Annotated in this window: 27 protein-coding genes and 1 tRNA gene; 13 read left to right on the top strand and 15 right to left on the bottom strand. The window is 69.7% G+C overall.

Annotated features, from left to right (window positions below; all coding sequences use genetic code 11):
- Nucleotides 1–542: 542 nt before the first annotated feature.
- Nucleotides 543–1,094 (bottom strand): ImmA/IrrE family metallo-endopeptidase, encoded by a 552-nt coding sequence (locus ACGFZS_RS07130; RefSeq protein WP_369223967.1) that lies wholly within the window; start codon nucleotides 1,092–1,094, stop codon nucleotides 543–545.
- Nucleotides 1,091–1,624: a helix-turn-helix domain-containing protein gene (locus tag ACGFZS_RS07125; protein ID WP_393794230.1), complete on the bottom strand. Its 534-nt coding sequence runs from the start codon at nucleotides 1,622–1,624 to the stop codon at nucleotides 1,091–1,093. The genes ACGFZS_RS07130 and ACGFZS_RS07125 overlap by 4 nt, the downstream gene beginning before the upstream one ends.
- Before the next feature lie 137 nt (nucleotides 1,625–1,761).
- Between ACGFZS_RS07125 and ACGFZS_RS07120 the strand changes: the two genes are divergently transcribed.
- The 4 genes from ACGFZS_RS07120 to ACGFZS_RS07105 are packed head-to-tail and all read left to right on the top strand — an operon-like array spanning nucleotide 1,762 to nucleotide 4,452.
- Nucleotides 1,762–2,025 carry a hypothetical protein gene (locus ACGFZS_RS07120; protein WP_393794229.1) on the top strand — a complete coding sequence of 88 codons (264 nt, stop codon included), beginning with the start codon at nucleotides 1,762–1,764 and terminating at the stop codon, nucleotides 2,023–2,025.
- A 15-nt stretch (nucleotides 2,026–2,040) separates the two neighbouring features.
- Nucleotides 2,041–2,484 (top strand): hypothetical protein, encoded by a 444-nt coding sequence (locus ACGFZS_RS07115; RefSeq protein ID WP_393794228.1) that lies wholly within the window; start codon nucleotides 2,041–2,043, stop codon nucleotides 2,482–2,484.
- Nucleotides 2,481–2,981: a hypothetical protein gene (locus ACGFZS_RS07110; protein ID WP_393794227.1), complete on the top strand. Its 501-nt coding sequence runs from the start codon at nucleotides 2,481–2,483 to the stop codon at nucleotides 2,979–2,981. The genes ACGFZS_RS07115 and ACGFZS_RS07110 overlap by 4 nt, the downstream gene beginning before the upstream one ends.
- The gene (locus ACGFZS_RS07105) at nucleotides 2,971–4,452 is read left to right on the top strand and encodes a ThiF family adenylyltransferase (RefSeq protein WP_393794226.1); all 1,482 of its coding nucleotides are present in this window, start codon (nucleotides 2,971–2,973) and stop codon (nucleotides 4,450–4,452) included. Before ACGFZS_RS07110 ends, ACGFZS_RS07105 begins: the two co-directional genes overlap by 11 nt.
- 130 nt (nucleotides 4,453–4,582) lie before the next feature.
- Here ACGFZS_RS07105 and ACGFZS_RS07100 read toward each other — a convergent pair whose 3' ends face one another.
- The 4 genes from ACGFZS_RS07100 to ACGFZS_RS07085 form a co-directional block, all read right to left on the bottom strand.
- Complete coding sequence (locus tag ACGFZS_RS07100) at nucleotides 4,583–6,307, bottom strand: relaxase/mobilization nuclease domain-containing protein (RefSeq protein WP_393794225.1); 1,725 nt, start codon at nucleotides 6,305–6,307, stop codon at nucleotides 4,583–4,585.
- On the bottom strand, nucleotides 6,304–6,933 hold the full coding sequence (locus ACGFZS_RS07095) for a plasmid mobilization protein (RefSeq protein WP_393794224.1): 630 nt from the start codon (nucleotides 6,931–6,933) through the stop codon (nucleotides 6,304–6,306). The genes ACGFZS_RS07100 and ACGFZS_RS07095 overlap by 4 nt, the downstream gene beginning before the upstream one ends.
- Nucleotides 6,934–7,178: 245 nt before the next feature.
- Nucleotides 7,179–8,021, bottom strand: a complete 843-nt coding sequence (locus ACGFZS_RS07090) for a DUF2637 domain-containing protein (RefSeq protein ID WP_393794223.1) — start codon at nucleotides 8,019–8,021, stop codon at nucleotides 7,179–7,181.
- Between the two features lie 252 nt (nucleotides 8,022–8,273).
- Nucleotides 8,274–9,809, bottom strand: coding sequence for a DnaB-like helicase N-terminal domain-containing protein (locus ACGFZS_RS07085; RefSeq protein WP_393794222.1), 1,536 nt, complete (start codon nucleotides 9,807–9,809; stop codon nucleotides 8,274–8,276).
- Nucleotides 9,810–10,100: 291 nt separating this feature from the next.
- Here ACGFZS_RS07085 and ACGFZS_RS07080 point away from each other — a divergent pair, with 291 nt between their 5' ends.
- The 3 genes from ACGFZS_RS07080 to ACGFZS_RS07070 all read left to right on the top strand — a co-directional run bounded on the left by ACGFZS_RS07080 (nucleotide 10,101) and on the right by ACGFZS_RS07070 (nucleotide 12,676).
- Nucleotides 10,101–10,619, top strand: coding sequence for a helix-turn-helix domain-containing protein (locus tag ACGFZS_RS07080; protein ID WP_393794221.1), 519 nt, complete (start codon nucleotides 10,101–10,103; stop codon nucleotides 10,617–10,619).
- 128 nt (nucleotides 10,620–10,747) lie between these two features.
- Nucleotides 10,748–11,122 carry a helix-turn-helix domain-containing protein gene (locus ACGFZS_RS07075; RefSeq protein WP_393794220.1) on the top strand — a complete coding sequence of 125 codons (375 nt, stop codon included), beginning with the start codon at nucleotides 10,748–10,750 and terminating at the stop codon, nucleotides 11,120–11,122.
- A gap of 27 nt (nucleotides 11,123–11,149) precedes the next feature.
- Nucleotides 11,150–12,676: a LacI family DNA-binding transcriptional regulator gene (locus tag ACGFZS_RS07070; protein WP_393794219.1), complete on the top strand. Its 1,527-nt coding sequence runs from the start codon at nucleotides 11,150–11,152 to the stop codon at nucleotides 12,674–12,676.
- A gap of 75 nt (nucleotides 12,677–12,751) precedes the next feature.
- On the opposite strand, the gene ACGFZS_RS07065 is transcribed toward ACGFZS_RS07070, so the two are convergent.
- From ACGFZS_RS07065 to ACGFZS_RS07045, 5 genes are all read right to left on the bottom strand, one after another.
- Nucleotides 12,752–13,933, bottom strand: a complete 1,182-nt coding sequence (locus ACGFZS_RS07065; RefSeq protein WP_393794218.1) for a helix-turn-helix domain-containing protein — start codon at nucleotides 13,931–13,933, stop codon at nucleotides 12,752–12,754.
- On the bottom strand, nucleotides 13,902–14,537 hold the full coding sequence (locus ACGFZS_RS07060; RefSeq protein WP_393794217.1) for a hypothetical protein: 636 nt from the start codon (nucleotides 14,535–14,537) through the stop codon (nucleotides 13,902–13,904). Before ACGFZS_RS07060 ends, ACGFZS_RS07065 begins: the two co-directional genes overlap by 32 nt.
- Before the next feature lie 449 nt (nucleotides 14,538–14,986).
- Nucleotides 14,987–15,060: transfer RNA gene (locus tag ACGFZS_RS07055), tRNA-Pro, on the bottom strand.
- Nucleotides 15,061–15,134: 74 nt separating this feature from the next.
- A complete protein-coding gene (locus ACGFZS_RS07050; RefSeq protein ID WP_393794216.1) occupies nucleotides 15,135–15,893 on the bottom strand; it encodes a Pr6Pr family membrane protein in 759 nt (252 codons plus the stop codon).
- Between the two features lie 55 nt (nucleotides 15,894–15,948).
- Nucleotides 15,949–16,875 (bottom strand): metallophosphoesterase, encoded by a 927-nt coding sequence (locus tag ACGFZS_RS07045; protein WP_355712574.1) that lies wholly within the window; start codon nucleotides 16,873–16,875, stop codon nucleotides 15,949–15,951.
- 128 nt (nucleotides 16,876–17,003) lie between these two features.
- Between ACGFZS_RS07045 and ACGFZS_RS07040 the strand changes: the two genes are divergently transcribed.
- Nucleotides 17,004–17,471 (top strand): GatB/YqeY domain-containing protein, encoded by a 468-nt coding sequence (locus ACGFZS_RS07040; protein ID WP_393794215.1) that lies wholly within the window; start codon nucleotides 17,004–17,006, stop codon nucleotides 17,469–17,471.
- Between the two features lie 111 nt (nucleotides 17,472–17,582).
- Here ACGFZS_RS07040 and ACGFZS_RS07035 read toward each other — a convergent pair whose 3' ends face one another.
- Nucleotides 17,583–19,862, bottom strand: a complete 2,280-nt coding sequence (locus tag ACGFZS_RS07035; protein ID WP_393794214.1) for a transglycosylase domain-containing protein — start codon at nucleotides 19,860–19,862, stop codon at nucleotides 17,583–17,585.
- Between the two features lie 538 nt (nucleotides 19,863–20,400).
- On the opposite strand from ACGFZS_RS07035, the gene wblA reads away from it, so the two are divergent.
- Nucleotides 20,401–20,739 carry a transcriptional regulator WblA gene (wblA, locus tag ACGFZS_RS07030; protein WP_063777071.1) on the top strand — a complete coding sequence of 113 codons (339 nt, stop codon included), beginning with the start codon at nucleotides 20,401–20,403 and terminating at the stop codon, nucleotides 20,737–20,739.
- Nucleotides 20,740–20,786: 47 nt separating this feature from the next.
- Here the strand turns inward: wblA and ACGFZS_RS07025 are convergent, their stop codons facing one another.
- Both ACGFZS_RS07025 and ACGFZS_RS07020 read right to left on the bottom strand, forming a co-directional pair.
- Nucleotides 20,787–22,304 carry an ArsA family ATPase gene (locus ACGFZS_RS07025; RefSeq protein ID WP_393794213.1) on the bottom strand — a complete coding sequence of 506 codons (1,518 nt, stop codon included), beginning with the start codon at nucleotides 22,302–22,304 and terminating at the stop codon, nucleotides 20,787–20,789.
- Complete coding sequence (locus ACGFZS_RS07020; RefSeq protein ID WP_393794212.1) at nucleotides 22,301–23,278, bottom strand: ArsA family ATPase; 978 nt, start codon at nucleotides 23,276–23,278, stop codon at nucleotides 22,301–22,303. Before ACGFZS_RS07020 ends, ACGFZS_RS07025 begins: the two co-directional genes overlap by 4 nt.
- A gap of 107 nt (nucleotides 23,279–23,385) precedes the next feature.
- On the opposite strand from ACGFZS_RS07020, the gene ACGFZS_RS07015 reads away from it, so the two are divergent.
- From ACGFZS_RS07015 to ACGFZS_RS07000, 4 genes are read left to right on the top strand one after another with little or no spacing between them, the layout of a single operon-like run.
- The gene (locus tag ACGFZS_RS07015; RefSeq protein ID WP_355712560.1) at nucleotides 23,386–23,541 is read left to right on the top strand and encodes a DUF4177 domain-containing protein; all 156 of its coding nucleotides are present in this window, start codon (nucleotides 23,386–23,388) and stop codon (nucleotides 23,539–23,541) included.
- Nucleotides 23,541–24,005, top strand: a complete 465-nt coding sequence (locus ACGFZS_RS07010) for a RidA family protein (RefSeq protein WP_359206153.1) — start codon at nucleotides 23,541–23,543, stop codon at nucleotides 24,003–24,005. The genes ACGFZS_RS07015 and ACGFZS_RS07010 overlap by 1 nt, the downstream gene beginning before the upstream one ends.
- A 57-nt stretch (nucleotides 24,006–24,062) precedes the next feature.
- Complete coding sequence (locus tag ACGFZS_RS07005; protein WP_393794211.1) at nucleotides 24,063–24,941, top strand: NUDIX hydrolase; 879 nt, start codon at nucleotides 24,063–24,065, stop codon at nucleotides 24,939–24,941.
- Nucleotides 24,938–25,768 (top strand): MBL fold metallo-hydrolase, encoded by an 831-nt coding sequence (locus ACGFZS_RS07000; protein WP_393794210.1) that lies wholly within the window; start codon nucleotides 24,938–24,940, stop codon nucleotides 25,766–25,768. The genes ACGFZS_RS07005 and ACGFZS_RS07000 overlap by 4 nt, the downstream gene beginning before the upstream one ends.
- On the opposite strand, the gene ACGFZS_RS06995 is transcribed toward ACGFZS_RS07000, so the two are convergent.
- Nucleotides 25,765–26,595, bottom strand: coding sequence for a nucleotidyltransferase (locus ACGFZS_RS06995; RefSeq protein ID WP_393794209.1), 831 nt, complete (start codon nucleotides 26,593–26,595; stop codon nucleotides 25,765–25,767). The genes ACGFZS_RS07000 and ACGFZS_RS06995 overlap by 4 nt on opposite strands.
- Nucleotides 26,596–26,684 lie beyond the last annotated feature (89 nt).

Genomic DNA, 26,684 nt, shown 5'->3' with positions numbered 1-26,684 from the left:
CCGATGAGACACCACGCACCGCCAACCGACCTGGTCACGAAGGCCACCCCCGAGTCCGACGCCCCAACTTTCCTAACGGAACAGCCCTCGTAGACCTTGGTCAAGGGCGCGTCTGAGCCACCGCGTGCACCGCGAAGGCCGCTGGCGATCACGGGCAGGAGCTGCGAGGGCGCGGCTCGCTTCTTCAGGTAAGCCTGTTCATGTAGGACTTCAGGTCGCGTGTCACCCAGCGGCGCTACAACCTGCGGTTGTGCCTGGTGTCTCACGTGGTGTCCCGGCTACGTAGCCTCCGGTCGTATCCGAATCTTCGGATCCGACGGCACCGCTGGGCAGTGTGGTCCGCTACCACTACGGGTGAGCCGGGCAGGCTGGCGGGCGACGCTCCCGGCGGAGCGGGCGAAGGGAGCTCGTCCTCGCACCCCGAGCGTGTACGTCGTCCAAGCTGGCCTCGGCAGTCGTTGAGACCGGCGGGCGCGTGGGGGAATCGAGCACCAACGTCCCGGCGGTAAGGGGCAGACCGACAGCGCCTACCTCCGGCACCGTCAGCGGCCTCGGACCTGTTTGGCCACCCCAGTGGTGTTGTACCGGTACCGGGCCATCTCCTCGGTCACCCCGTAGTGCTCAGCGATTTGCACCGGCCCCCACTGGCGGCGGACTGCGCCGAGCAGCAGGGGGCGGGGAAGCATGAGTGTTCCGCCAAAGGCAGTGGCTTGTTCTTCCTCGTCGGGGCGGCAGGTCCTGAATGGCATGCCATTGACTTCGCGGATTTCGGTCAGGTCATGCTTCAGGACGAGATGGGAGAGCTCGTGGGCCACGTCGCTGGCCCTGCGACCCGCTGTTCGGAGCGGGTTGGTGACGACGATGTTCCTGCCGGAGACCTGGAAGGTCGCGGCGGAGAAGGCGTACGCCTGGACCCGTTCGAGTTCTTCGAGGCGGGTGCGGCTGACGAGCTTCTCGGCGCTGACGATCTTGACCTTGAGGTGGTCGGCGAGGTCGTCGACGTTCAGGGCATCGGTGTCGCCGAGGTCGAGTTCGCGGCGCAGTCGGAGGGCTTCTCGTTCGGCGTTGGCCTTGAAGCCTCGGGGGAGGGTCACAGTTCGCCTGCTTCGACGAGTCGTTCGAGTTCGGTGTTCATGTCGGTGAGCAGGTCGGCGAGCCGCTGAGGGACGCCAGGGCGCAACACCGAGGCAGCCCGGAGGTGGCAGGCAAGGGCGGGTACGGCGGGGACCGCCTCCTGCGCTAGGGCGTCGTAGAGGTCGCGCAGAACGGAGCTGATCTTGTTCGCCGCGTCGTCGGTGAGCCGAGGGTCTGCGTGGAGGTGGGTGATGGCCTGATCGAGGGGCGAGATCTGGCGGGTGGCGGTCGAGGTGAAGAAGCGGCTCGGGGAGACGCCGAGCCAGGCGCAGAGGCGGGTGAAGGTGGCGAGGTCGGGCTGGGCGCCGGCCTCGACCCGGGTGAGGGTGCTGAAGCTGACGCCCGCTTCGGCGGCGGCCTGCCGGAGGGAGAGGGGGCCGCGGTGTTCCTTCAGGAGGCGTCCGAGTTCGGCGATGTCGAACTGCTCGACAGCGTCCGGTCCGGTCGTCTCGGGGTCCGGGAGGGGGAGCTGGCTCCGGTCGGGGCTCATACGGGCAGCGTAACGCGCAGCAATACGGCGATGAAGCTTGACTGCATCGACCCGGGGTGATCACACTGGACTCACTGACGCTTTGCTGAATCAGCAGGGCGCTCCCGTACCACCCTCGAACGACCTAGGAGATCGGCATGCCCCAGCCCCAAGAGATCAAGATCACGGTGACCTCCGCCCTCGCCGAGCACCCCTACCAGCACGACTACGCCCCGCAGGTGACCACCGCGAGCGTCCTGTCCGACACCCTCACCGCCTTCGGCTTCGCCAGCGACGGCACCACCCGCTACTACCTGTTCCACGACGGGCACGAGATCCCGCCCGAGGCAACGGTGGGCGAACTGGCCGGGCACGCCCAGGCCCTGCACCTGAAGCTGCGCACCGAGACCACCAACGGCTAGAACCGGGAGTCAGTCGTGGATCTCGAAAGCCGTCTGCGGCTGGCGGGCGACGTCCCGGCGGTCGAGAAGTTCCTCTCCTCGACCGCCGGCCGCCTCCACCACCGCGACCAGGACCCCGACGGCCTGTTCTGGGCCGAGGTGCAACCGAACAACGGTGAGCGCGCAGCGTTCATCGCACGGATCGAGTGGACGGTCTACCCGGACCGGCCGCCCTCCCTTGTCTTCGCCGAGTCGATCGGCGCATCCGGAGTCGGAGCGCCCAGTGTCTGGCCCGGAGCGGATGGCTACCGCTACGGCTCCAACGACGTGTGCAAGCCGTTCACCGCCGAAGGCCAGAAGCTCCACCCCGAGTGGAGCAGCGGGCCGCACTCCTGGCGGAGCACCGGCAATCCCTTCCTGTACGTGGTGGAGAACGTGCAGGACGACATCGATCGCATTGACGGGAGGCGCGCCGCATGACCACCGACACGAGGAAGCTGGTGCTGCCCGCCGGCGCGGTCGACCCGGTGCTCCAGGAGATTCAGCGTCACGGGCTGGCAGCCCAGGAGACCGGCGCGCTGCTGCTGACCGGGCAGTCGGACATGCACGTGCTGGTCGTGGCGGTAGCCGGGACGGTGGGGATCGTGCGGGAGCCGGACCTGTTCACGGTGAGCGCGGTCGCGTACGACCGGCTGTTTACCTTCGCCGAGGAACGGTCCTACCGGGTGCGGGCGATGATCCACTCGCACCCCGAGGAGGCATTCCTGTCGCGGACCGACCGCACGTACTCGCTGCGGGTGCCAAGGTTCATCAGCGCTGTCGTCCCGACCTACGCGGCGCCGCCCGCCGACCCGGTGTCGTGGGGGTGGTGGCGTTTCGAGCAGGACTGGGTGCCCTGCACCGTTCCGGTTGTCGACCCGGCGCTGCCCCCGGTGCGCACGGTGGTGTTCGACGAGGAGGGTGTCCGTGAGTACTGACTACAGCCGCAGCGTACGCCTGGGCGGCCTGGCCGCCGGCGTAGAAGAGACCACCTTGCGGGAGCGGATGGAGGGCATCCTGATCCACCTGACCGCGGACGGGCACCTGCCCGCGGCCGCCGAGACTCTAGAAGTGCTGGTGGCGGACCTGCGCCGGTGGCCGGTCCGGCTGAGTCTGGGCCCCGGCCGCGGACCGGGACGGCTCGACGACGAACTCATCCGCAGGCTGGTGGAAACGGCGACCGGGATCGATCCGGACCGGCCGCTTCGCATCGGCGAGGCCCAGGACAAGGCGCAGCTGCATCTGCACGTGGGAACCGCACCACCGCTGGGTACTGCGGTGGCCGGTGCGCCGGACGGGCACGGGGTCCGTCTGCGGCACACCGGTCATCCTTTCCCCCGGCTCAACTCGCCCGGCACCGGGCTGGGCGCGGTCCTCACTGCAGCGATGCTGGCTGGCGAGGCGTTCAAGGTCGTTGCCGGGCTGCCGGAGGGGAAGTTCCAGGTGACCCCGGTGGTGGACTTCTGCCCCGTCCTCCCCGGTGAGCAACCCGGGATCGTCGTCGCCCCGCTGCCCGCGCTGGAGCAGGTGCTGCTGGGCGGGGGCGGTGCAATCGGCACCGGCATCGCCCTGATCCTGGACCTGCTGCAGGTCTCCGGCGAGTTGACGGTGGTGGACAGAGAGGTCTTCGAGAAACCGAACGTCACCTCGTACAGCATCGGTACCCTGGCCGACGCGGCTGCGGGCCTGCCGAAGGTGCGGTTGATCGATGCACGCCTACGGCGGATCGAGGTGACCCCGTTTCACGGGACGATCCAGGATTCCATCGAGGCCATCGACGCGGGCGCCCTTCCGTGGCCCCGGATCGTCCTCGGCGGGCTGGACAGCGTCGAGGCCCGGCACGACCTGCAGCGGCTGCAGGCCGATCTCACCCTGGACGGCAGCACCGGCGGCCCGGTCGGCACCACTGTCGCCCTGCACGAGGCACTGCCCACCGGCCCCTGCCTGCGCTGCTACTTCAAGGCCAACCACACCGGGAAGAGCGCGGAGCAGCGACTGCATGAACTGACCGGGCTCCCGCTTTCTCGAATCGCCCGCGGGCAGGAGCCCCTGACCGAACGGGACCTGGAAAGCCTGGACAATCAACAGCGGGAACTCGTCAGGCAGTTCCTCGGACGGCCGGTGTGCGGGCTGATCAACTCGGCTGAGCTGACCGGTAGAGCGGACGACGGGTTCCGTCCTTCGGCCGCGTTCGTGGCCCAGCAGGCCGCTTGCCTGGTCGTCGGCGCCTGGATCGCACGTAGCACGGGCCTGGTCAGCGGACCTCCACGACGCATCGAGTACGACACCCGCTTCGGCCCCCGGCCCGACGAGATGATCGACCACCGGCTTCCCACCCCTGGGTGCGTGTGCAAAAAGGACACTGCTCGCATCAACTTCGTCCGAGAAACCCGACGCACCCGCCGTTGATGCCCGGTTGGAGGTGGCAGCAAGGAGCGGAGTGTGCAGGTGGTGACGGGCCCGACCACGGTGCGGTCGGGCCCGTCATCTGTTTACCGGGAGCTATTCAGGCACCCTCAACGCGTTCGTCGTGCCGTGATCAACGGCGCCGTGCCCGCGATGCCGGTGATATCGGCATTGTCTGCGCGGCAGACGTGTGATCGTTGGGGCGGTTGGCCCGGGTGGCTTCCTGGGCTGGGGCGTACAACGGGAGATCCACGGTGCGGCGTAGACGCCAGACGAGAACGTCGCTGACGGAATCGGCGGTGTCCAGTTCCCGGCCGGCGGCGGCCTCGGCGAGCAGAGCGCGGGGATGGTGGCCGGCGCGTTCGGCGTCGGCGAGGGTTGCGGCCAGGGCGTCCCAGCCGGGCTCGGCCAGGACGGTCTCTGCTAGCTCGGGCAGGGCGGCGCGCACGGTGGTGGCGTGGTGGCGGCGCAGGGACGGGACGATACGGCGGCCACGTTCGCGCAGCACGGCGAGGGGCTCGGCGGCTGCCTGGTGATAGGCGCCCCGCAGGTGCTCGGCGGCCCGGCGCGCGGCCTCGGCCTGCTGGGCGTGCTGACGCTGGGCGTGCCAGTGGGCGGCGGCGATGGCGAGGAAGACCAGCGTGTCCAGGACCATCGCGGTGCTGGCCCCGTCCTCGCCCCGGCTGAAAGCGGGCCCGCTGTAGACCAGGTCGCGGGCCGCCCGGCGCAGGTCTTGCGCGTGGCGGAACTCGGCTCGGGTATGCGAGCGGGAGGCCCGCTCGAACTCCCAGGCCGCCCGGCGTAGTTCGTCACGAGTGTGCAGTGCCGAGGTCTTGGCGAGAGCGTCGAGGACCTCGCCGGTGGCGGAAATCTGGGCGGCAGCTGCGCCATCGTCACCGCTGCGGTCGAGGACGAGCAGTGCTGCCCAGGCCGCGCGAGCGGTGGTGCGCCGTGCCACGGCGGGTGCCGAGGGCGCGGTGGGGCGTTCCGGCCGCTGGCTGTCGGTGGTCCCCGGTGAGGCGGAGTCGGTGGTGAAGCGTGCCTGGATGCGGGGCAGGGACAGGTCGGGGGCGAGCGTGGAACCGGCGTAGAAGATCGGCTCCTTCTCCCTGTTGCGGTCACCGGGCAAGGCGACCGTGTAGCCCTTCAGGTCGCCGGAGGGCAGCACTTTGGTGCGCACGAGAAGCCCGGCGTCCTTGAGTCGTTCGAGGAACTCGTCCGTGGAGGCGGCGCCGGCGACCGCGCGGCGCACGGTCTCGCGCAGTTCCTCGCGCGCGGCGCGGTCCCAGCCCAGGCGTTCGGCCTTGTGTTGCTCGGCGCTGGTGGTGCGCTTGGCGGCGGTGCCGTCCCCGGGGGTGACGCGGTGGAGGTCGTAGTCGGCTTCGATGAGGCGGGCTTCGGCCTGGGCGCGTTTGCCGGAGCGGTGGTGGTCGGGACGGCGGCCGTCTTCGCGGACGAGGGTGGCGATGATGTGGATGTGGTCGTCGGCGTGGCGGACGGCGGCCCAGCGGCAGCCCGCGCCGTCGCCGGGGTCGATGCCGGTGGCCGCGACGATGCGGCGGGCGATGTCGGCCCACTGGTCGTCGGTCAGGACCGGGTCGTCGGGGGCGGCGCGCACCGAGCAGTGCCACACGTGCTTCTCGGGTCGCTGGTCTGCGTCGAGCAGATGGAGGGGCTGGTCGAGGAGGTGAGCGAGGTCCTTCTTCGTCGCCGAGGGGTCGCGGCCCGGGTCGGGGGCCATGTGGTCGAAGGAGGCGACCAGGTGAGGGTCGACGTGCTCCTCGTGCGTGCCCTTGCCGTAGAGGTAGTGGAGCAGGCCGAGGGTACTGCTGCCCTGCCGGTGGATGCTGGGGATCAAGCCGCCTCACCCTCCTCGCGGTTGGCCGTCCGGTCGACTGCCTTCTTCGTGGCGTTGGCCGCGCGGTGGATGTCGGCGAGCACTTCCTTGAGGTAGGGCACATCGCCACCGGAGTTGAGCGCCTTGGCCACCTGGTTGAGGTTGCTGCCGGCCCAGCCGAGCTGACGGCGCATGGCGAACAGCTCGGTGAGCACATCGCGTTCGGTGGCGATGGTGGCGGCGGTGCGGGACTGGTCGCGGGCGGCGGCAAGAGCGGAGTGCGCGAGGAAGCCGGCCACACTCATGCCGACGGCATCGGCGCCTGCCTGGATGATGGCGTGCTCGTGATCGCTGAGGCGGACGCTCTGGGCAGGACGCTGCTTCTTCGCGCGCGGACGCGCCTTCCCCTTGATCGTGGTCCGGCGTGCACGGCCGGCCTTTCCCGGCTGCGATCCGCCCTCGGTCGCAGCCTCCCTGTCCGGCGCCCCCTGGCGCCGGACAGGCCCCGCCACCCCCGGGGCGGGTTCGGGTTCGGGCGCTCCCCCTGCGGGGGAGTGTCCGAACCTCCAACTTGCTGTGCTGACTGGGGCTGAGGTGGTGGGAATTGTCTGCTGGGCAGCGGGCGGTTCGTGGTGCTGGTTGTGCATGGAGCGTGTCTCCAGGAGGTGTGCGGGATGTGATGGTGCGTGTGGTCGTGGAGCCGGGTAGGAGGCTCAGCTCATCGCTCGGGCGGAGGGGCGTGAGAGAGCGCCATGTCGTAGTTGGCTGAGCTGTTGGCGCAGCCGAGGTGAAGAGCCGCCGAGCGGTGTGAGCAGAGGTGGCGGAGATCGACTGACGGTGCACAGCGGTGGCGGGATGTTTTCCGCCACCGCCGGGTCTTCCGCCATAGCGGTCATGCGGCGGCGCTGGTGTTGGCGGCGGAGGAGAGTTCCGCCGTGACGGCGGCGGCGACCTCCTTAGCGCGGTCCTTCTGGATCGTGTAGCCCTGTGCCCTGATGGCGCTCTCCAGGGTGGTGCGGGGCACTGCGCCGTACTCGGTGCCGATGGTGCGGGCCGTTGACCACAACACCTGTTCGGGAGCAGTGGTCTTGCGCCCGCCTTGCTTCCGATCCGCCTTGGCCGGTGGCGGCTTCGCGACGGTGGTGTCCGCCACCGGCTCGGGTGCGGTGGCCTTGGTGGAAAGTGCAGCGTTGCCGCCATCGGGGGGTTCCTGGCGGATCTGGTGGCTTGGCTTTGGCGGTGCCGAGTGCGCTTCTGGTGTGGCGGATGGCGTTTCCTCTGCCGCGCTGTCGGCACCGAGGTGGCGGTTGATGACGAGGTAGAGGTGGACGGCGCCGGCGAGGGCGAGGGGGGCGATGGCGGACAGGGCGCCAGCGGTGGCGTTGTTGAGGTGGAGGCGGGTTCCTTCGTTGAGGCCGACGGCGTGGACGACGTTGGCGCCGATGCTGGTGCCGGTGGCTGCGCCGACGAGCGTCCACACGTACAGGCGGGAGCGCACCGGGGCGGTGCGCAGGAGCAGAAGGGCGACGATGCCGATGGCGATGAAGCCGTCGATCACGAGGGGGAACAGGTAGGTGAGCAGCCCGCGTACGTGGCCGGCGACTGCCATCTGGCGCAGGGCGTCGTACGAGAGGGCGAAGGCGACGGCGGCGAGTAGGACGATGCCGACGCGGATGCTGCGGCTGCCGTGAGTGGCGGCCGGGGCTATCGGGGCAGGGGAGGGCAAGACAGGCACTCCAGGAGTGGTGCGGTGGGGCTTGTGGTGAGGGAGCGAGGGGCGTTCACGGAGGGGGCGTTCACGCGGGCCCCCTTCTAAAGGGGGCCCCGCGCGTGATCGCTCGGGCGCGTGTACGGCGTGGACGCTCCCGTGATCGCTTGACCTGCGGTTTGACGGTGAGCGTGTGCGCTGTGCGCGGTTCACGGCAGCCTCAGGACACCAGGGCCGCGTGTACGGTCGCGTGATCGCTCCGCGCGGGCCGGGTGAGGGTCAGCCGACGGCGGTGAGGTGGCGTGCGGAGGCGTAGTAGCGGGTCTGCTGCCCGCCTCCGGCTCCTCCGGCGACGCCGTCGGCCTTGGTGGCCAGGCCGCTGTCGACGAGGCGGGCGAGGTGGCGGCGTGCCTTCTCCACGTCGGCGCGTTCGGGATCGCCGCCGCCGATCAGGATGGCTGCCAGGTCGCGGGCGGTCAGTCCGCCTGGGGCGTTGCCGAGCAGGACGGCGGGGTCCTTGCTGGGGTCGACCGTGGTGGTGCCGCGCACGTGGTCGTGGGTGACGTCGAGCGGGCCGATCTCCCCGGTGGGGGTCTTGAGGTGGTGCAGGGTGACGGCGGGGTCGCCTGCCCGGCCGGTGACGAACAGGACGCTGCCCGCGCCGGCGGTGATCCAGGTGGAGCCGTAGACCTGGTCCAGGCTGGGGCGTTGGCCGCGCGGGGCGTCGGCGGTGGCCTTGCGCTGGTGGTGCAGCTCCAGGATCTCCACACCACCTCGCAGGGCGCGCATACGGGCGTTGTGGAAGGCGACCGCGAGGCTGTCGTCGACCATCGTGCTGACAGCGTCCTTGAGGCTGTCGATCACGATGGTGTCGGCCCGGTGGGCGGCGGCGAGGTCGGCGAGGAGGTCGGGCTCCTTGTCGAGGGTGGCGGGCAGCGGGCCCTCCCAGACGACGAGTCCCTCGCGCAGGATCTTCTCGTCGCTGGGGAAGACGCGGCGGTCCATGGCCCGGGCGATCTGGCGGGGCCGGTCCATGGCCAGGTAGAGAATCCGCCGGCTCGGGGCGACCGGCATCTCCAGGACCGTCTCCTGCAACCCGAGGCGGGCGAAGACCACCTGGTGGGCCAGGGTGGTCTTGCCGACCCCGGGTGCGCCGACGATCATCAGGCTCTCGCCCGGTGCCCAGACGGTCTTCTCGCGGGTGCCCCACAAAGGCTCGGCGTCCGCGCCGGTCTCTTTGACGAAGGACCATCCGTCGGTGGCGAAGCGGTTCAGGCGGCCCTGTCCCGAGGCGAGGGCGCGCTCGCGTTCGGCCCGCATCTCCGCTTCGACCTCGCTGCGTATCGCTTCGGGGTCGGCGCCGGGCTCCTGGGCGCGTTGGACGGTGCGTATTGCGGAGGCGAGCAGGCGGCGGAGGTTGGCCTTCTCACGGATGATCTCCGCGTGGTGCTCCGCGCTGCCGGTGCCGTAGTGCACGTCGGCGAGCTGGTGCAGGTAGACGGTGCCGCCGACACGCTGCAGGTCCCCTTGCTGCTGGAGCAGCTCGGTCAGGACGATCGGGTCGGTCGGCCTGTCCTCGCGGTGCTGGGCCAGCAGCGCGCGCCAGATCGTCTCGTGGGCGGGCCGGTAGAAGGCGTCCTCGCCCAGGATCGGCCGTACGACGTCGATGACGTCGCAGTCGTGCATGCAGGCGCCGAGCACCGCGCACTCGGCGTCAAGATTGAAGGGAGCCCGCCCAGGCTCGTCCGGAGACAGCGCGGGGCCGTATCCGGAGTGGGATGGCGTATTCGGTTGGGCGTCAGTCATACTGGGCATCAGCTCCTCTGCTCGCGGGCCATACGGGACGGCAATCCCGGCCTCGCGGGTCGATCGCTAGGGATGGCGGTTGAGAGGTTTGCGCTTGGCCCCCGGTGACAGCCGGGGGCTTTTTGCATGTGGTGCTACGTCGGGTGGGTCGCGGACTCCTCGGGGTGATGGAGGTGGGGCTACCACTATGCCACACGAATTGCCGATCGCAGAAGTGTTCTGCATCTCGCAGAATGCATGCTACTGTTTAGGGGTCGCTGCATATGGCAGTGAGTTGCAACGAACGGAAGGAGGTGGGCCGTGACTGACGAAGAGGCTCCGCAGGGCGTGCTGCTCAGTGGCGAGGCGAACGTCGCGGTACGCATCAAGCTTGAGCGTGAGGCGCGTGGCTGGAGTACCAACGCCCTGTCCGACCGCCTGAACGAGGCCGGCTTCGAGATGAACCCCTCCGCGGTCTGGCGCATCGAGAACGGCAAGCGCCGTATCAACCTCGACGAGGCCATCGGCTTCGCCGAGGTCTTCGGTATCGACCTGCGCAACCTCGTCGGCCCTCCACAGCTCGCCGCCCAGGCCCGCGCCATGGAGCTCATCGACGTCGTCGTGGACGCGTTCCGCGGGACTCAGCGGGCCAACGCCGTCTTCACCCAAGCGCGTGACGCCCTGGACGCCTACCTGGCCGAGCACCCCGACATCCGCGAGGAAGCGGACGTGATGGTCTCCAACGCCATCGCCGAGGCGTCCGCCAAGCATCTGCTGGAGGCGTACGGACCGCCCTCCGCCGAGCGCCAAGATGAGGCCCACATCTCCGACGAGGCGTAGCCTCCACCCTCCATCCACTCCCGTCCTGGGCCCGCAAACCCCCAGCACGGGCACCTCGCCCCATCCCCAGTGATCGACCGGCGAGCCGGTGTTGCCGCACCCATGGCCGCCAGAAGAGGACCCACCCCTTGCGTCAACCCGCAATACCCCCTGCCTCCGTACTCGCCCCGCACGCCGACTCCGCCCTCCCGCGCCTTTACGTCCCAGAGGAGGTCGCGGCCGTACTCGGCTGCTCCGCCTGGTGGGTAAAGGACCGCGCCCGCCGACGGCTCATCCCCTACACGCGCGTCGGCCGCGCCTACCGCTTCACTGGCGAACACCTCGCGGAGATCATCCGTATGCACGAGGCCCGACCTGCCTCTCCCCACCAGCACCCGGCGGCAGCTCGCGCTCCCAAGCCGCCAACTCCCCAACCGCCACTGCGGACTGCCGCGTCGACGGCTCGACTGCGTGCACGGACTCCACGCCGCGCACGCGAGAGCCAGTTCGGGACCGCCGCTTAGGACGACGACGGGGAAGGGGAAGTACACGTGGGTTTCGCGGAGAAGCGCGGAAACTACTGGCGCGGCCGGTACAAGACCGCGCCTGGCAAGCACCTCACGGTGGTCGACGACAACGGCAAGGCGATCCGGTTCGCCACCAAGGGCGAGGCCCAGCGCGCCGCAAGCGAGGCCGAGAACAAGTACCGCCGCGGCGACTGGCGCGACCCGGCGCTCGGTCAGGAGACGTTCGGCGAGTACGCGAACCGCTGGTACGAGGCCCAGGACCTGGCCGCCTCGACCATGCAGAACTACAAGCGTCACATTGAGGAGCACCTGCTCCCCAACTTCGAGGACAAGGCGCTCGCCGGCATCCTGCGCACGGACGTCGACCTGTGGGAGAAGAAAGAGAAGGCCGCGTACGCGGCCTCCAGCGTCAAGACCTGGCGCTCGACGCTCCACCTGATCTTCGAGGACGCGATCGACGAGGGCCTGATCACGTCCAACCCGGCCACCCGACGGCGCGGACGCGGCAAACGCGCCGGCCGCTCCCGCGACCGCGGCCCGGAGAAGGTCGTCACCGACCCACTCGGCATCCTGCTGACCGCCGAACGGGCAGCCCTGCTCTCAGGCCGCGACGACGAGTTCGTTGCCGTCGTCCTAAAGGGGTACACCGGCATGCGCTGGGGCGAAATCGTCGGCCTGGAGACTGAGTTCGCCCGCCCAGGTGCCGTCCGTGTCGAGTGGCAACTGTACGAACTCGACACCGGCGAGCTCGTGCGCTGTCCGCCCAAGGACGACAGCTACCGCACCATCGACGCGATGGACTGGCTGTCGGCCCTGGTCGCCAACCACGTCGCCCGCACGAAGCCAGCACCCTGCCCGTGCCACGGCAAGACCTACGTCTTCCGGGGGCAGGGCACTGCCCGCACCGGTGGCCACCAGGGCGCGAAGCTCGTCGACGTCGCTCGCCGTGCCGAAGTCTCGACGGGCACGGTGTCCAACGTCCTCAACCACCCCGACCGCGTCACCGAAGCCAAGCGGGTGAGGGTGGAGCAGGCCATCGCGGACCTGGGCTTCGTGCGCGGCGGCCCGGTGTCGCAGCATGCCGCCCACTGGCGCCGAAACGGTTTCGCGACGTGGCTGTTCACCCCGGCGGTCTCCGGCTGGTACCCGAAGAAGGCACCACAGGAGGCTCGTCCTGTACCCCTGCTCGGCGAGCCATGGCCCGGCGTCCCAGCCCGAGGACGCGGCGCCAGCGACCGAGCCGACGCCTGCTGGCTCCCGATCGCCAAGGGCCTCACACCCCACGGCCTACGCCACACCCACCGCACCGTGATGGAGGACCTCGGCACCGAGAAGGTCCTCATGGACCAACGCATGGGCCACATCGACGGCTCTGTCTCGGCGCGCTACGCACACGTCACCCCCGGCATGCGCAAGCGACTCATGCTCGGGCTGACCGGCCAGTGGGAGACGGCACTCGACGCCCGCCTGGCAATGTGCCCGACGTCATCGGTGCGCGTCCTCAACGAGCTTCTGCGCTCGCGAAGGCTTGCTCTCCATGGCGTTGTCTAGGCGGTTGGGCCCGGCGCCGAAGACTCGGTGCCGGGCCCAACCTGCTTTAAGTCCGAGGTGGCAGTGCCCCAACGATCAGGGTGCAGTACTGCGCAGATCGCCTTCTGGGCGGCCCGTCCGTTGCTTGAAGGCGACTACCTTTCCATCAGCTCTTGGTCGGCCGGCGCGGGTCGCTGAGGTGTTTGCGACCGGCTGTGGAGCGATGGACCGCAGGATCGTAGGCTGGATTGCCAGCTGGTCCGACGCGCGTAGATATGGTTTGTCCCCGTACTGGCGCTGTAGGAGGCTCCAAAGAAGTAGGGGGGCCTCATGTCCTACAGACACGGGTTCCTCTTTGCGCCAGCCGCGCTGAGTGAGCTGCACGTACAGCGATCGTTTGCGGCTGTCGTCGATGTGACCCACAGCGGCACCGCGGAGGATCAGGGCCTGGATCGACACGCCCCATGCCTGCTTCCGGCGAGCAAAGCCTTCCAGGGTTAGACGGTCCGTGATCTCTTCCCGTGCCCTTTCGTAGGGGACAAGCAGGGCGCCCGCGAACCGGTTTGCTTCACGCTCGGGATCGGCTGCGCGTGGCCTGAAGGTGTGGAGTACGAGGTGACCGAGTTCATGGGCGAGTGTGAACCGGTCTCGGTCGCCCTGTGCGCCAGGGAAGTACGCGATCAGTGCGGTCTCTCCGATGCCGGCCCAGTATGAAACGCCGAAGTGCTTGTTGGTCGGGCTGACTGAGTCACCCGTTGGATCAGGCAGCACGATGGGTGCAACCGCAATACCCGCGCGCTCAAGCGCACGCGTGAGGTGAGGGATGGGCTTGTCTGGGGCCAGACGCAGGGCCTCGCGGGTATGGCCTGCCAGTTCCTCGATGTCGTCTTCTGACAGGTCCGGTGCGCTGGCGAATGGGAGCGGTGGCGCCGGGTAGCCGGCCTTGTTGGTGATCTCCTCTGTCACGCGGAAGCTTTCGCCGTAGAACGCGCTGATCCGGCGTGTGACAGTCCGGCTCGCAGTTGCCATCTTGCGAAAGCGCAACGAGTCCAGCGGCACGGAGGAAGGCTGCGCGTAAAAGAAGCTCATCGGCGTATCGGTGGCTTCAGCAATCGCGCGCAGCCGGTCCTCGGCTGGCTCGCGCGCACCTGTCTCAACCTGCGAGGTCCAGCTTTGGCTGATTCCTGTCAGGCGATGGAGGTCGGCACCGGTGAGCCCGAGGAGGTCGCGGAGTGTCCGCAGCCGCTCACCAGGAGAAGCCTCCAGTGCCGTCGGCATCGTTCGTCTCCTCATCCGGAAGTTCGAGTTCCAGACCTTCATCTTGCGGCTCGAAGTGAAGGTCCCGCAGGTCGGATGCGCTTGCGAGCAGCGGAAAATCAAGATCGACAAGCTGTTCCTTGCCGAACCTCCACGTTCCGATGGTCCGTACTACCCGGAACAACGGCGCTCCCTCGGCATCGATACGCCAGAGGATAAGCAGGTCGTTGTCTTCCGGCCCCATCAGGGTCGGTTGACCGAACTTCGTCAAGGGACGGTTTTGGTAGAAAGCTCGCCGCTGACGGTTCGGTCCGGGGGCCGGGACGTGATCGTCCCTGAAGCCGTGTAGCAGTCGGGTGCAGTACTCATCGTTCGTAAGCCACAGCTCGCCATTCCGGCGGTGATTGCCGCTGAGCTTCCAGTCGCCGAGCCTGGCCGCCGCTGAACCGAGGCGGTAGTGGGCGAAGGCGCGGGTCATGTGTGTGCGTATCCAGCCGTAGGCGTGGCCGTTCATCTCGGGCAACTGGGCCCGCTGGTGCTGAACAGCCCACGCGAAGGCGTCGTGAAGGGGCTCGCAGAGCTGAGCGGTGGCGTCGCGGATGTGCGCGACCTCATCCTTAATCACGCCCGTGAAAATATCACGGAAAAAGTTAAGGGTGTAGGTAGTCGTCCATCAAACGCCTGGAGGGGCGCGGGTCCTGACGGTCTGTTCAGTCCTGGCCGCGAAGAGGCGGGGCTCGTTGTGACGGCAACATGGCCGCCCGGATCCTCGTACGGGTGGTGACTGTCGCGGCTTGGGATGGGGACGGGCCCCTCCTTGGCAGAGTCAGACCGATGTCGGTTGGCGACGCGCAGCTCTCTCCGAGGGGGCCCTCTGCGTCGGACGGGGCTCTGGCGGCCGGGTGGTCCGGAGGCTCTGGACGCGGAGCCCGCGGTCGATGCGCGCTGCTGGTGCGTTGTTGTGGGAGCCGGATTCCGAGGTCGGCTCCCAAATGGCTCCCAAAACGGGGTCACAATGCAAATCAGGCCCGGTGCTGATCTCTCAGCACCGGGCCTGACCTGGTGTTTCGGCTGTCGGGGTGGCGGGATTTGAACCCACGACCTCTTCGTCCCGAACGAAGCGCGCTGCCAAGCTGCGCTACACCCCGGTGTCGCTGCTGTACTGCTTGTTGCGGCGACGTCGTTTACTTTAGCCCACTGGTGGCCGGAGACGAAATCCGGTTTAGGGGCGGCGGCCGACGGGGTTCGGGCGGGTGTGGTCGAGGGCTACGAGGAGGACCGCCAGGGCGTAGAAGGAGAGGCCGAGGAGGAGGGCGTTGGCGAGGGTGGCGCGGTAGGTGTGCTGCTCGGCGTCGAGGAAGGGGTAGAGGTAGCGGCCGGGCGTGCCGGGGAGGAGCAGTTCGGCTCGGGTGAGGTAGAAGGCCAGGTAGGTCAGGGGGTAGAGCATCCAGCCGGCCGTCTGGCGGAGGTGGAGGCGGGCGGGGGGCGTGAGGAAGAGCCAGTCCACCAGGGCCGCCGCGGGGGCCGCCGTATAGAGGAGCTGCAGGGCCAGCCACTGGGGGTGCCAGGGCACCGGGGGGTGTGCGGCGCCCGGCATGGAGAACGGGGGCGTCGTGTGGCCGAGGAGCAGGTGGTAGACCAGGGCCGAGATCAGCGCGTAGAGAAGTGCCGCGCCGGTCAGGGACGAGGACAGGGGGCGGGCCGCCTGCCAGGCGCGGCGGGCCGAGGTGACGCTGACCAGGATCAGTAGCAGCGCCGCCTGGATTCCGAAGTAGCTCGCGATGCGGCTCGGGCTGCCCAGCAGCAGCTCCAGGGCCACGCCCGCCGCGGCCAGCGCGGCGGTCACCAGGCGGAACACGGCGGTGACGGGGCGGCGGATCGGGGCCACCACCGCCGTCGCCGGAACGTATGCGGGCATCAGTACGGGCGTGCCCGGGACCGCGGGGAGGTCCGGGATGTCCCTGGGTATCGGGGCCGTCATGCCCTCAACGTAGAGAGGAGGGGCATATCCGGCATTTCGGTGTACGCCGGGCGGGTTACTCCCGGGCCACCAGCGTCAGCAGCGTCGCCTCCGGCGGGCACGCGAAGCGGACCGGCGTGTAGCGGTTGGTGCCGCAGCCCGCCGAGACGTGGAGGTAGGAGGTGCGGCCGTCCGCCGTGTGCGTCGACAGGCCCTTCACCCGGTCCGCGTCCAGGTCGCAGTTGGTGACGAGGGCGCCGTAGAAGGGGATGCAGAGCTGGCCGCCGTGGGTGTGGCCGGCCAGGACCAGCGGGTAGCCGTCGGCGGTGAAGGCGTCCAGGACGCGCAGGTACGGGGCGTGCACGACGCCCATCGAGAAGTCCGCCGTACCGGACGGACCGCCCGCCACCTGCGGGTAGCGGTCGCGCTTGATGTGCGGGTCGTCCAGACCCGTCAGCTCCACCGAGACGCCCTCGATCTTCAGGACACCGCGGGTGTTCGTCAGGTTCAGCCAGCCCGCCCCGTCGAAACCGTCCCGCAGGTCCTCCCACGGGTTGTGGATCACGCCGACGGCCGGCGGGTTGCCGTTCAGGCCGTGCTTGCCGCTCGCCTTCTCCACCAGATAGCGGGCGGGGTTGCGGGGGACCGGGCCGTAGTAGTCGTTGGAGCCGAAGACGTACGCGCCCGGGAACTCCATCAGCGGGCCGAGCGCGTCCAGGACCTCCGGGACGCCCTCCGGGTCGGACAGGTTGTCGCCCGTGTTGAGCACGAAGTCCGGGCGCAGGCCCGCCAGCGAGCGCAGCCAGCGCTGCTTCTTGCGCTGACCGCCGACCATGTGGATGTCGGAGACCTGGAGCACGCGCAGCGGGCGCATCCCCGGCGGGAGGACCGGGACCGTCACCCGGCGCAGACGGAACGAACGGACCTCGAAGCCGGCCGCGTACAACACACCGGCGGCGCCGAACGCCGCGATTCCCAGGGGTACTCCGTATCGAGCGCGCATACGACCATCGTGTCAGACCGGGAGCGGGGCCCGGGACCGCCCTGTCCCGTGGTCCACCCATGGGCGGATCGCGGGCGGGGGCAAAAAGGGCGGGCGGTCGGCTTGCGGCACCTGCGACAATCGGTGTCATGACCACCACGCTCAAGTCGAAGCTGCACGACGACCTCAACGTCGCGATCAAGGGCCGCGACGAGCTCCGCTCGTCCACGCTCCGGATGACGCTCGCCGCGATCACCACCGAGGAGGTCGCGGGCAAGCAGAAGCGCGAGCTCTCCGACGACGAGGTGCTCAAGGTGATCGCCAAGGAGGCGAAGAAGCGCCGCGAGGCGGCTGAGGCCTTCGCGCAGGGTGGCCGTGCCGAGAGCGCCGAGCGGGAGAAGGCGGAGGGCGCGGTCCTCGCCGAGTACCTGCCGAAGCAGCTCGACGACGCGGCGCTGGACGCGGTCGTCGCCCAGGCCGTCGCCGAGGCGAAGGCGGCGGGCGCCGAGGGCCCGCGGGCCATGGGCGCCGTGATGAAGATCGTGAACCCGAAGGTGGCCGGCCTGGCCGAGGGCGGCCGCGTCGCCGCCGCGGTCAAGAAGCACCTCCAGGGCTGAGCAGGTCCCAAGGCTCAGCAGACAGTACGACGGCGGGGCCGCACCTCGAAGAAAGAGGTGCGGCCCCGCCGTCGTACCGGAAGAGCGGCTCAGGCGCCGGAGGCCGGAGGTTCAGCCCCGGCCGCCCCCGTTCCCGTTGTTCCCGCCGTTCCCGTTGCCCTGGATGAAGCCGTCGGGGAAGGAGAAGGTCGGGGTCGGGGTGGAGCCGCCGTCGGTGGAGCCGTCCGTCGTGCCGCCGTCGCTCGTGTCGCCGATGAGGCCGCCGATCAGGCCGCCCGTGTTGTCGCCGTTGCCGTTCCCGTCGTGCTTGCCGTTGTTGTCGTCGTCCGGGATGTCGACGAGGTTGAAGGACTCGTCCGACTTGCCCACCAGGGCGCCGGTCATGGCGTCCTTCCAGATCGGGCCGGGGGTGTCGGCGCCGTAGACCTCGGAGTGGTAGACGCCGCCGATGGTGATGTTGGTCATCTCGATGTTCTGCTTGGCGCTGCCGACCCAGACCGCGCCGGCGAGGTTCGGCGTGTAGCCGACGAACCAGGCGTTCTTGCGGGAGTCCGTCGTACCCGTCTTGCCGGCGCTCTCCCGGTCGTCCAGACCGGCCTGCTGACCGGTACCGGAGTCGACCACTCCGCGCAGCAGGGTGTTGATGGTGTCCGCGGTCTTCTCGCTCATCGCGCGCGAGCAGGTCGACTTCGGGACGGCGAGGGACTTCTCCTCGTTGCCGACCTTCTGGGTGATCGACTCGATGGCGACCGGCGTGCAGTACATGCCGCGGTCGGCGAAGGTGGCGTACGCGCTCGCCATGGTCAGCGGCGAGAGGCCGATCGCGCCGAGGGCGATGGCCGGGGTCTGCGGGAGCTTCGAGCCGTCGCCCTGGTGGACGTGGAGCGCGTCGGTCATCTTGACCACCGGGCACAGGCCGATGTCGGAGATCAGCTGGACGAAGTAGGTGTTGATCGACTTCGCCATGGCCTTCTTCATGGCGTACGGCCCGACCTCGGACTCGTTCTCGTTCTCGACCTGCTCACCCGTCGTGTTGACCCACTGCTTGCCGTCGCACTGCTGGACGGGGCTCGGGTAGTTCATCTTGTACGGCGACGAGTACTTCTGCGTCGCCGACTTGCCGCCCTCGATCGCGGCCGCGGCCACGAACGGCTTGAACGTCGAACCGGTCGGGAAGCCGTAGTTGGAGCCGCCGTAGTCCCGGTCGACCGAGAAGTTGTACTCGGTCTCGTTCTTGCTGTAGCCGTACGGCTTCGACTGGCCCATCGCCAGGATCTTGCCGGAGCCGGGCTCCACGAGGGTGGCGGCCGCCGCGACCGAGTCGGACTTGTAGACGTGGTCCTTGATCGACGTCTGCACCGACTCCTGGGCCTGCGGGTCCAGCGTCGTACGGATGGTCAGACCGCCCTGGTTCCAGAGCTTGGCGCGCGCCTCGCGGGTCTTGCCGAAGACCGGGTCGGTGAGGAAGACGTTCTCGACGTACTTGCAGAAGAACCCGGCGCCCTTGACGGCGGTGATGCAGCCGTTCTTCGGCTGCGTGATCTTCAGCCCGAGCGGCTTCTCCTTGGCCTTGTCCGCCTCCGCCTGGGAGATGTCACCCAGCTGGGCCATGCGCTCCAGCACGACGTTGCGCCGCTTGGTGGCCTCGGCCTCGTCGTTGACCGGGTCGTAGCGGCTGGGTGACTGGACGATGCCTGCCAGCAGGGCGGACTGCTCCAGGGTCAGGTCCTTGGCGTGCTTGGAGAAGTACCGCTGGGAGGCGGCCTCGATGCCGTAGGCCTGCTCGCCGAAGAAGGTGATGTTCAGGTAGTTCTCGAGGATCTTCTTCTTGCCGAGCTTCTCCTCCAGCTGGATCGCGTACTTCAGCTCCTTGACCTTGCGGCCGAGGGTCTGCTGGGTGGCCTGGGCGACCTTCGTCGGGTCGTCGCCGGCCTCCTCGATGAAGTAGTTCTTCACCAGCTGCTGGGTGAGCGTGGACGCGCCCTGGGAGACCCCGCCGCTCTGCGCGTTCTTGTTCAGCGCGCGCAGCACGCCCTTCAGGTCGATGGCGCCGTGCTGGTAGTAGCGGGAGTCCTCGATCGCGACGATCGCCTTCTGCATGTACGGCGAGATGTCCTTGAGGTCCACCACCGTGCGGTCACGGGAGTAGACCTGGGCGATCTGGTTGCCCTTGCTGTCGAGGATCGTGGTCCGCTGGCTGAGCTGCGGGCTCTTCAGGTTGGCCGGGATCTCGTCGAAGCCCTGGACCGAGCCCTTGGCCGCGAGGCCCAGGGCGCCGGCCGCGGGCAGCGCGATGCCCGCCATCACGGCTCCCGCGAGCACACTGACACCGAGGAACTTGGCGGCCTGCTGCGTGGTCGACAGACCACCGCCCGAGCGCTTCTTTGGCATGGGGGCAGCCTAATCCGTGGGGATGAGCATTCCGGGTGAGCGGGTGGCCCTCGGGATGTTCAAGTGCCGGATCGTGACATAGAGGGCGACACCGCGGAGTGTGTCCGAGGGCACGACGACATGAACGGTCTACCTTGCCATTCGCCGGACACGCGTACAGGCCTTGGCCTAAGCTGCTCTCAACTGTCACAGCAGTGCGGCCACGTATCAATACGTCCGGCGACCCCGAATCGTTTCGGAACCCGACCACTTTTTTTCGGGTGATGTGTTGATGGCGCGTCCGAATCCGCCTCGTGTGTCACCAGGCGTCCGTTGTGGCGCACCACAGCTGTACCGGTTTGCCGGGATGATCACGCATGTCGCCAGCTCACTCCCGCGGGTGATCTGCCGCTTACCCATAGTCCGTTCGGGCCATTCAAGATTGGGCCCGAAGGGGGTGTTGCGCTGTGCCCACCTTCCGTAACGTCCTCAACTGGCGGCGGTGAATATGCCGCTGCCGCCGTGGGGGAGCCTCGATTCGGGAGAGGACGGCGCCGGTATGGGCTGGGTAACCGACTGGAGTGCGCAGGCTGCCTGCCGCACTACCGATCCGGATGAACTGTTCGTTCAAGGAGCAGCGCAGAACAGGGCCAAGGCGGTGTGCACCGGATGTCCGGTACGCACGGAATGCCTGGCTGATGCGCTGGACAATCGCGTCGAGTTCGGCGTGTGGGGAGGCATGACGGAGCGGGAGCGCCGCGCACTGCTGCGCAGGCGGCCCACCGTGACCTCCTGGCGTCGGCTCCTGGAGACAGCGCGCTCGGAGTACGAGCGGGGGACCGGAATCGTCCCCCTCGACAACGACGAGGTGTACGAGAACTACGCGGCCGTGAGCTAGACCGCACAGGTCAGCTGCACCGCACAGGTCAGCTCGACCGCACGGATCTAGGGCAGCTCCGGCCGACCGGCCGCGAGCCGGTCACCGATGTCCCGCAGTCCCGCGAGGTCATGTACGTCGCCGGGCAACGCGGCCACCTCCACCACGGCCACCTCGGGGTGGCGCGCGGTGAAGCGGTCACGTGTGCGCTGCTCGCGGGAGAGCAGCTGCATGCGCTCGGCATGCAGCCTCAGCAGGCCTGCGGTGAGCTGGTCGACGGTGCGATCCGGATCTTCTGGCGAGTCCGAAACTTCTGACGAGTCCGAAACTTCTGGCGAGTCCGAGTCTTCTGACGGGTCCGGGTCTGCAGATGAGTCCGGTTCTTCTGACGAGGGGGATTCGTCAGTCCTGTCCGCGTGCCCTGACGAGGGGGATTCGTCGGGCCGGGACCCGGACGGCGCGGGCGTGGGTGATTCGGAACTCGCGGGTGATTCAGAACTGCCGTACGTGTCGGGAGAGTTACGAAGTCCAGCTTTCCCGCCACCCTGATCGACAATGCGGGGCTCTTCAAGATTTTCCGCGGCGGCGAGCGCCCGTTCGGCCGACAACCGGTCGGCGTCGCTGCCGTGGACACGGTTGAGGACCAGCCCGACCAGCGGCATGTCCTCGGCGGCCAGCCGCTCCACGAAGTACGCGGCCTCCCGCAGCGCGTCCCGCTCGGGAGCCGCCACCACCAGGAACGCCGTACCGGGCGCCTGAAGCAGCTTGTACGTCGCGTCCGCGCGGGTGCGGAACCCGCCGAACGTCGTGTCCATCGCGGCCACGAACGTCTGGACGTCCTTCAGCAGTTGCCCGCCGAGCAGCTTGCCGAGGGTGCCGGTCATCATCGACATGCCGACGTTCAGGAAGGCCATGCCCGCGCGGCCGCCCAGCTTGGCCGGCGCGGTGAGCAGCCGGATCAGCTTGCCGTCCAGGAAGGAGCCGAGGCGTTTCGGCGCGTCGAGAAAGTCCAGCGCCGAGCGGGAGGGCGGGGTGTCGACCACGATCAGGTCCCACTCGTCCCGGGCCCGCAGCTGGCCCAGCTTCTCCATCGCCATGTACTCCTGCGTGCCCGCGAAGCCCGCCGAGAGCGACTGGTAGAAGGGGTTGGCCAGGATGGCGGCCGCCCGCTCCGCGTCCGCGTGCGCCTCGACGACCTCGTCGAAGGTGCGCTTCATGTCGAGCATCATGGCGTGCAGTTCGCCGGTGCCGTCGGTGCCCTTCACCTTCCGCGGCACGTTGTCGAGCGAGTCGATGCCCATGGACTGCGCCAGCCGCCTGGCCGGGTCGATGGTGAGCACCACCACCTTGCGGCCGCGCTCCGCCGCCCGCAGGCCCAGCGCCGCCGCGGTGGTGGTCTTCCCGACCCCGCCCGAGCCGCAGCACACCACGATCCGGGTCGCCGGGTCGTCGAGCAGCGGGTCGACGTCGAGCGCGGGCGCGTGGGCCAGCCGCCGCGTGCCGTCCTGCGCCGGCTCCTGTGCCGGTTTCCGCGCCGGTGTCCGTGCCGGTTTCCGCGCCGGGTCCTTCGCCCGTTCCGGAGTCATGACATCCCCTGTTCCCGCAGCTCGGTCGCGAGTTCGTACAGGCCCGCCAGGTCCATCCCCTCGGCGAGCAGCGGCAGTTCGTGCCGCTCCAGGTCCAGCTCGGCGAGGACCGCGCGCTGCTCGTGCTCCAGCGCGTACCGCTCGGCGTACTCGGCGGCCTGCCGCAGCAGCGGGTTCACCAGCTGCTCGGCCTTCCCGCCGCGCCGCGCCCCGCCGAGGCCCGCGGCCGACAGCGCCTGCGCGACGGCGGTACGCGGCACCGTCCGTACGAGTTCCAGGTCGGCGGCGTCCAACACCTCCGGCCGGACCATGTTCACGATGACCCGGCCCACCGGCAGCCGCGCGGCCCGCAGTTCGGCGATGCCGTCGGCGGTCTCCTGGACCGGCATCTCCTCCAGCAGGGTGACCAGGTGCACAGCCGTCTCCTTGGACTTGAGCACCCGCATCACGGCCTGCGCCTGATTGTGTATCGGGCCGATCTTCGCCAGCCCGGCCACCTCGTCGTTGACGTTCAGGAAGCGGGTGATGCGGCCGGTCGGCGGCGCGTCCATGACGACGTAGTCGTACACGAACCGGCCGGCCTTGTCCTTGCGGCGCACCGCCTCGCACGCCTTGCCGGTGAGGAGCACGTCCCGCAGGCCGGGCGCGACGGTGGTGGCGAAGTCGATCGCGCCGAGCTTCTTCAGTGCCCGGCCGGCCCCGCCGAGCTTGTAGAACATCTGGAGATAGTCCAGAAGGGCCAGTTCGGGATCGATGGCGAGGGCGAACACCTCGCCGCCGCCCGGCGCGACGGCGATCTTCCGCTCCTCGTAGGGCAACGCCTCCGTCTCGAAGAGCTGGGCGATGCCCTGCCGGCCCTCGACCTCCACGAGAAGCGTCCGCTTCCCCTCGGTCGCGAGGGCCAGCGCGAGTGCGGCGGCGACCGTCGTCTTTCCGGTCCCGCCCTTGCCGCTGACGACCTGGAGCCTGCTCACGTCTTCGAGCCTAACCAGTCGGCCCGACACTCACGCGGGAGGCTGTGGATAACCGCGCTCCCGGCCGCACGACTGTCCCGTGCGTCACAGCGGATAAAGTCGGCCACATGACCAAGTGGGAATACGTGACCGTACCGCTGCTCGTGCATGCCACGAAGCAGATTCTGGACAACTGGGGTCAGGACGGCTGGGAGCTCGTCCAGGTCGTGCCCGGGCCCAACCCCGAGCAGCTCGTCGCCTACCTGAAGCGGGTGAAGGAGTAGTGGGCGCGGTCGAGGCCAGGCTGGCTGAACTCGGTCTGTCCCTGCCGGCGGTCGTCCCGCCGCTCGCCGCCTACCAGCCGGCCGTGCGGTCGGGTGTGTACGTCTACACCTCCGGCCAGCTGCCGATGGTGGACGGCAAGCTGCCGGTCACCGGCAAGGTCGGCGCCGAGGTCACCGCGGAGGAGGCCAAGGAGCTCGCCCGCACCTGCGCGCTGAACGCCCTGGCCGCCGTGAAGTCCGTCGCCGGTGACCTGGACCGCGTCGCGCGCGTGGTGAAGGTCGTCGGCTTCGTGGCCTCCGCGAGCGACTTCACCGGCCAGCCCGGTGTGATCAACGGCGCCAGCGAACTGCTCGGCGAGGTCCTCGGCGAGAAGGGCGTGCACGCGCGGAGCGCGGTGGGCGTCGCGGTGCTCCCGCTGGACGCGCCGGTCGAGGTCGAGGTCCAGGTCGAGCTGCTGCCGTAACGGCGACGCCACGGGCCACCCCTCGAACATTCGCCCACCAAGGGATAGCCTCCGGTAATGGCCGATGGACAGTGGTATCCCCCCGAGTGGCCGGACCGCATCCGGGCGCACGCGGAGGGCACCCTCGTGCCGGTGACCCCGAAGCGCGCGGCCACCGTGCTGCTCCTGAAGGACACCCCGGACGGCTCCGTCGTCCACATGCTGCGCAGACGCGCCTCCATGGCCTTCGCCGGAGGCGCGTACGCGTATCCGGGCGGCGGCGTGGACCGGCGCGACGACGACCACCAGATCCGCTGGGCGGGCCCCACGCGCGCGTGGTGGGCCGAGCGGCTCGGCGTGGACGCGGCGGGCGCCCAGGCGATCGTCTGCGCGGCCGTGCGGGAGACGTACGAGGAGGCGGGCGTGCTCCTCGCGGGCCCGGCCGCCGACGCGGTGGTCGGGGACACCACCGGGGACGACTGGGAGGCCGACCGGGCCGCCCTGGTCGCCCGTGACCTGTACTTCGCGGAGTTCCTGGACCGCCGGGGCCTGGTGCTCCGCTCGGACCTGCTGGGCGCCTGGACGCGCTGGATCACCCCGGAGTTCGAGACCCGCCGCTACGACACCTGGTTCTTCGTCGCCGCCCTGCCCGCCGGCCAGCGCACTCGCAACGCCTCCACGGAGGCCGACCGCACGGTGTGGATCCGCCCGGCCGAGGCCGCCGCCGGGTACGACAAGGGCGAGCTGCTGATGATGCCGCCCACCATCGCGACCCTGCGCCAGCTGGCGCCGTACGCCACCGCCGCCGAGACGCTCGCGGCGGCGCCCGCGCGGGACATGACCCCGGTGCTGGCCCGCGCCCGCCTGGCGGCCGGGGAGATCGTCCTGACCTGGCCGGGGCACGACGAGTTCACCAAGCACATACCGACCGCGCCCGGCGCAGGAGGTCCCGCATGACCGAGGCAGCAGCCCTTCCCGGCCAGCCCCGCGGCGGAGTCCTCTCCGGTCCGGCCACCGCGCGGGCGGTCAACGTGCTGGCGCCCAACGCCTCCGCGATGACCCTGGACGGCACCAACACCTGGATCGTCGCCGAGCCCGACTCCGACCTCGCCGTGGTGATCGACCCGGGCCCGCAGGACGACGACCACCTCCGCGCGGTCATCGACACGGCGGAGAAGGCGGGCCGGCGCGTCGCGCTCACCCTGCTCACCCACGGCCACCCCGACCACGCCGAGGGCGCCGTCCGCTTCGCCGAACTGACCGGCACGCGCGTGCGCGCCCTCGACCCGGCGCTGCGCCTGGGCGACGAGGGTCTGGCGGCCGGTGACGTGATCACGACCGGCGGCCTGGAGCTCCGGGTCGTGCCCACCCCCGGCCACACCGCCGACTCGCTCTGCTTCCACCTCCCGGCCGACCGCGCGGTCCTGACCGGCGACACCATCCTGGGGCGCGGCACGACGGTCGTGGCCCATCCGGACGGCCGGCTGGGCGACTACCTGGACTCGCTACGACGGCTGCGCTCGCTGACGGTCGACGACGGCGTCCACACCGTCCTGCCGGGGCACGGTCCCGTCCTGGAGGACGCCCAGGGCGCCGTGGAGTTCTATCTGGCCCACCGCGCCCACCGGCTCGCCCAGGTCGAGACGGCCGTCGAGAACGGCCACCGCGACCCCGCCGACGTCGTCGCCCATGTCTACGCCGACGTGGACCGCTCCCTGTGGCCGGCGGCGGAACTGTCCGTGCGGGCCCAGCTGGAGTACCTCGGCGAGCACGGGCTGATCTAGGCCTCCTCGGCGGGCCTCGGGGCCTTCACGCCGTGCACGCGCGCGTACTCGGCGGTGAGCCAGGGGCCGAGGTCGTCGACGTACGACCGCAGGACGGCACGGTCGCCGACCGGCTCGTAGCCCGACTCGGCCGCGCGGCGCAGCTGTTCGGCCCGCTCCGGGTAGTAGCCGGCGAACGCCTCGGCCATCTCCCGCAGCTCGCTGGTCCAGCCGTTCCAGCGGGGCATGACGAGGGTGAAGCCGGTGCGGACCAGATGCCGTGACATGAAGCGCACCAGGGGCCGCAGGGCCTCCTCGGTGTCCTCGGCGGCCGCGATCCGGTCCCGCCAGCGCGGCAGGAGCCGGGCCAGGTCGCCGTTGGTCTCGCGGGCGAGCAGGGAGTCGGGGCGGTAGCGGGGCAGGAACTCGGCGAGGTCCTCGCCGAGCAGCGGGGTGCACTGGCAGGCCACGAACCAGCCGATGTCGTACCGCTCCAGCTCGCTCAGCACCCGTGCCCGCGAGTAGAGCAGCGTCCCGACCCCGTCGATCTGCGGGAACTCCTTGTCGACGGCCTCCCCGAGGGCCCGGGCCGCCTCCCGGTCGGCCCCGGTCGGCTCGGCGCGCAGCACCGCCACCAGATCCAGGTCGCTGCGCCCCACGCGCGCGGTGCCGCGCGGGATCGACCCGTAGAGGTAGGCGCTGTCCAGCCGCGCCCCGAAGGCGTCCAGGAGCCGGTCACGGGCGGCCGCGACGACGGGACGGAAGACGTCCGGCACGCGCGCGTGCGAGCCCTCGCGCTCGATGAAGCCCAGGGAGTCGAGCCCTCTGGAGGGAGCGGGTTCAGCCATGGGGCAACTGTGTCAAAGATCCGGACACGGCTCAGGGTTCCGCCCCATCGAAGACGGAACCCTGAGCCGTACGGTCCGGTGCCGGTGCC

The sequence above is a fragment of the Streptomyces sp. NPDC048288 genome (assembly GCF_043201555.1).
GTDB lineage: Bacteria > Actinomycetota > Actinomycetes > Streptomycetales > Streptomycetaceae > Streptomyces.
Note: the sequence above shows the minus strand (reverse complement) of the source record. Positions and strands in the feature narration are given on the sequence as shown.

Excerpts from the sequence above, each read along its gene's own strand:
- ACGFZS_RS07125 (WP_393794230.1), bottom strand. The coding sequence starts at position 1,624 with ATGAGCCCCGACCGGAGCCAGCTCCCCCTCCCGGACCCCGAGACGACC.
- ACGFZS_RS07120 (WP_393794229.1), top strand. The coding sequence starts at position 1,762 with ATGCCCCAGCCCCAAGAGATCAAGATCACGGTGACCTCCGCCCTCGCC.
- ACGFZS_RS07110 (WP_393794227.1), top strand. The coding sequence starts at position 2,481 with ATGACCACCGACACGAGGAAGCTGGTGCTGCCCGCCGGCGCGGTCGAC.
- ACGFZS_RS07095 (WP_393794224.1), bottom strand. The coding sequence starts at position 6,933 with ATGCACAACCAGCACCACGAACCGCCCGCTGCCCAGCAGACAATTCCC.
- ACGFZS_RS07085 (WP_393794222.1), bottom strand. The coding sequence starts at position 9,809 with ATGCCCAGTATGACTGACGCCCAACCGAATACGCCATCCCACTCCGGA.
- ACGFZS_RS07065 (WP_393794218.1), bottom strand. The coding sequence starts at position 13,933 with ATGCCGACGGCACTGGAGGCTTCTCCTGGTGAGCGGCTGCGGACACTC.
- ACGFZS_RS07050 (WP_393794216.1), bottom strand. The coding sequence starts at position 15,893 with ATGACGGCCCCGATACCCAGGGACATCCCGGACCTCCCCGCGGTCCCG.
- ACGFZS_RS07045 (WP_355712574.1), bottom strand. The coding sequence starts at position 16,875 with ATGCGCGCTCGATACGGAGTACCCCTGGGAATCGCGGCGTTCGGCGCC.
- ACGFZS_RS07040 (WP_393794215.1), top strand. The coding sequence starts at position 17,004 with ATGACCACCACGCTCAAGTCGAAGCTGCACGACGACCTCAACGTCGCG.
- ACGFZS_RS07035 (WP_393794214.1), bottom strand. The coding sequence starts at position 19,862 with ATGCCAAAGAAGCGCTCGGGCGGTGGTCTGTCGACCACGCAGCAGGCC.
- wblA (WP_063777071.1), top strand. The coding sequence starts at position 20,401 with ATGGGCTGGGTAACCGACTGGAGTGCGCAGGCTGCCTGCCGCACTACC.
- ACGFZS_RS07025 (WP_393794213.1), bottom strand. The coding sequence starts at position 22,304 with ATGACTCCGGAACGGGCGAAGGACCCGGCGCGGAAACCGGCACGGACA.
- ACGFZS_RS07015 (WP_355712560.1), top strand. The coding sequence starts at position 23,386 with ATGACCAAGTGGGAATACGTGACCGTACCGCTGCTCGTGCATGCCACG.
- ACGFZS_RS07005 (WP_393794211.1), top strand. The coding sequence starts at position 24,063 with ATGGCCGATGGACAGTGGTATCCCCCCGAGTGGCCGGACCGCATCCGG.
- ACGFZS_RS07000 (WP_393794210.1), top strand. The coding sequence starts at position 24,938 with ATGACCGAGGCAGCAGCCCTTCCCGGCCAGCCCCGCGGCGGAGTCCTC.
- ACGFZS_RS06995 (WP_393794209.1), bottom strand. The coding sequence starts at position 26,595 with ATGGCTGAACCCGCTCCCTCCAGAGGGCTCGACTCCCTGGGCTTCATC.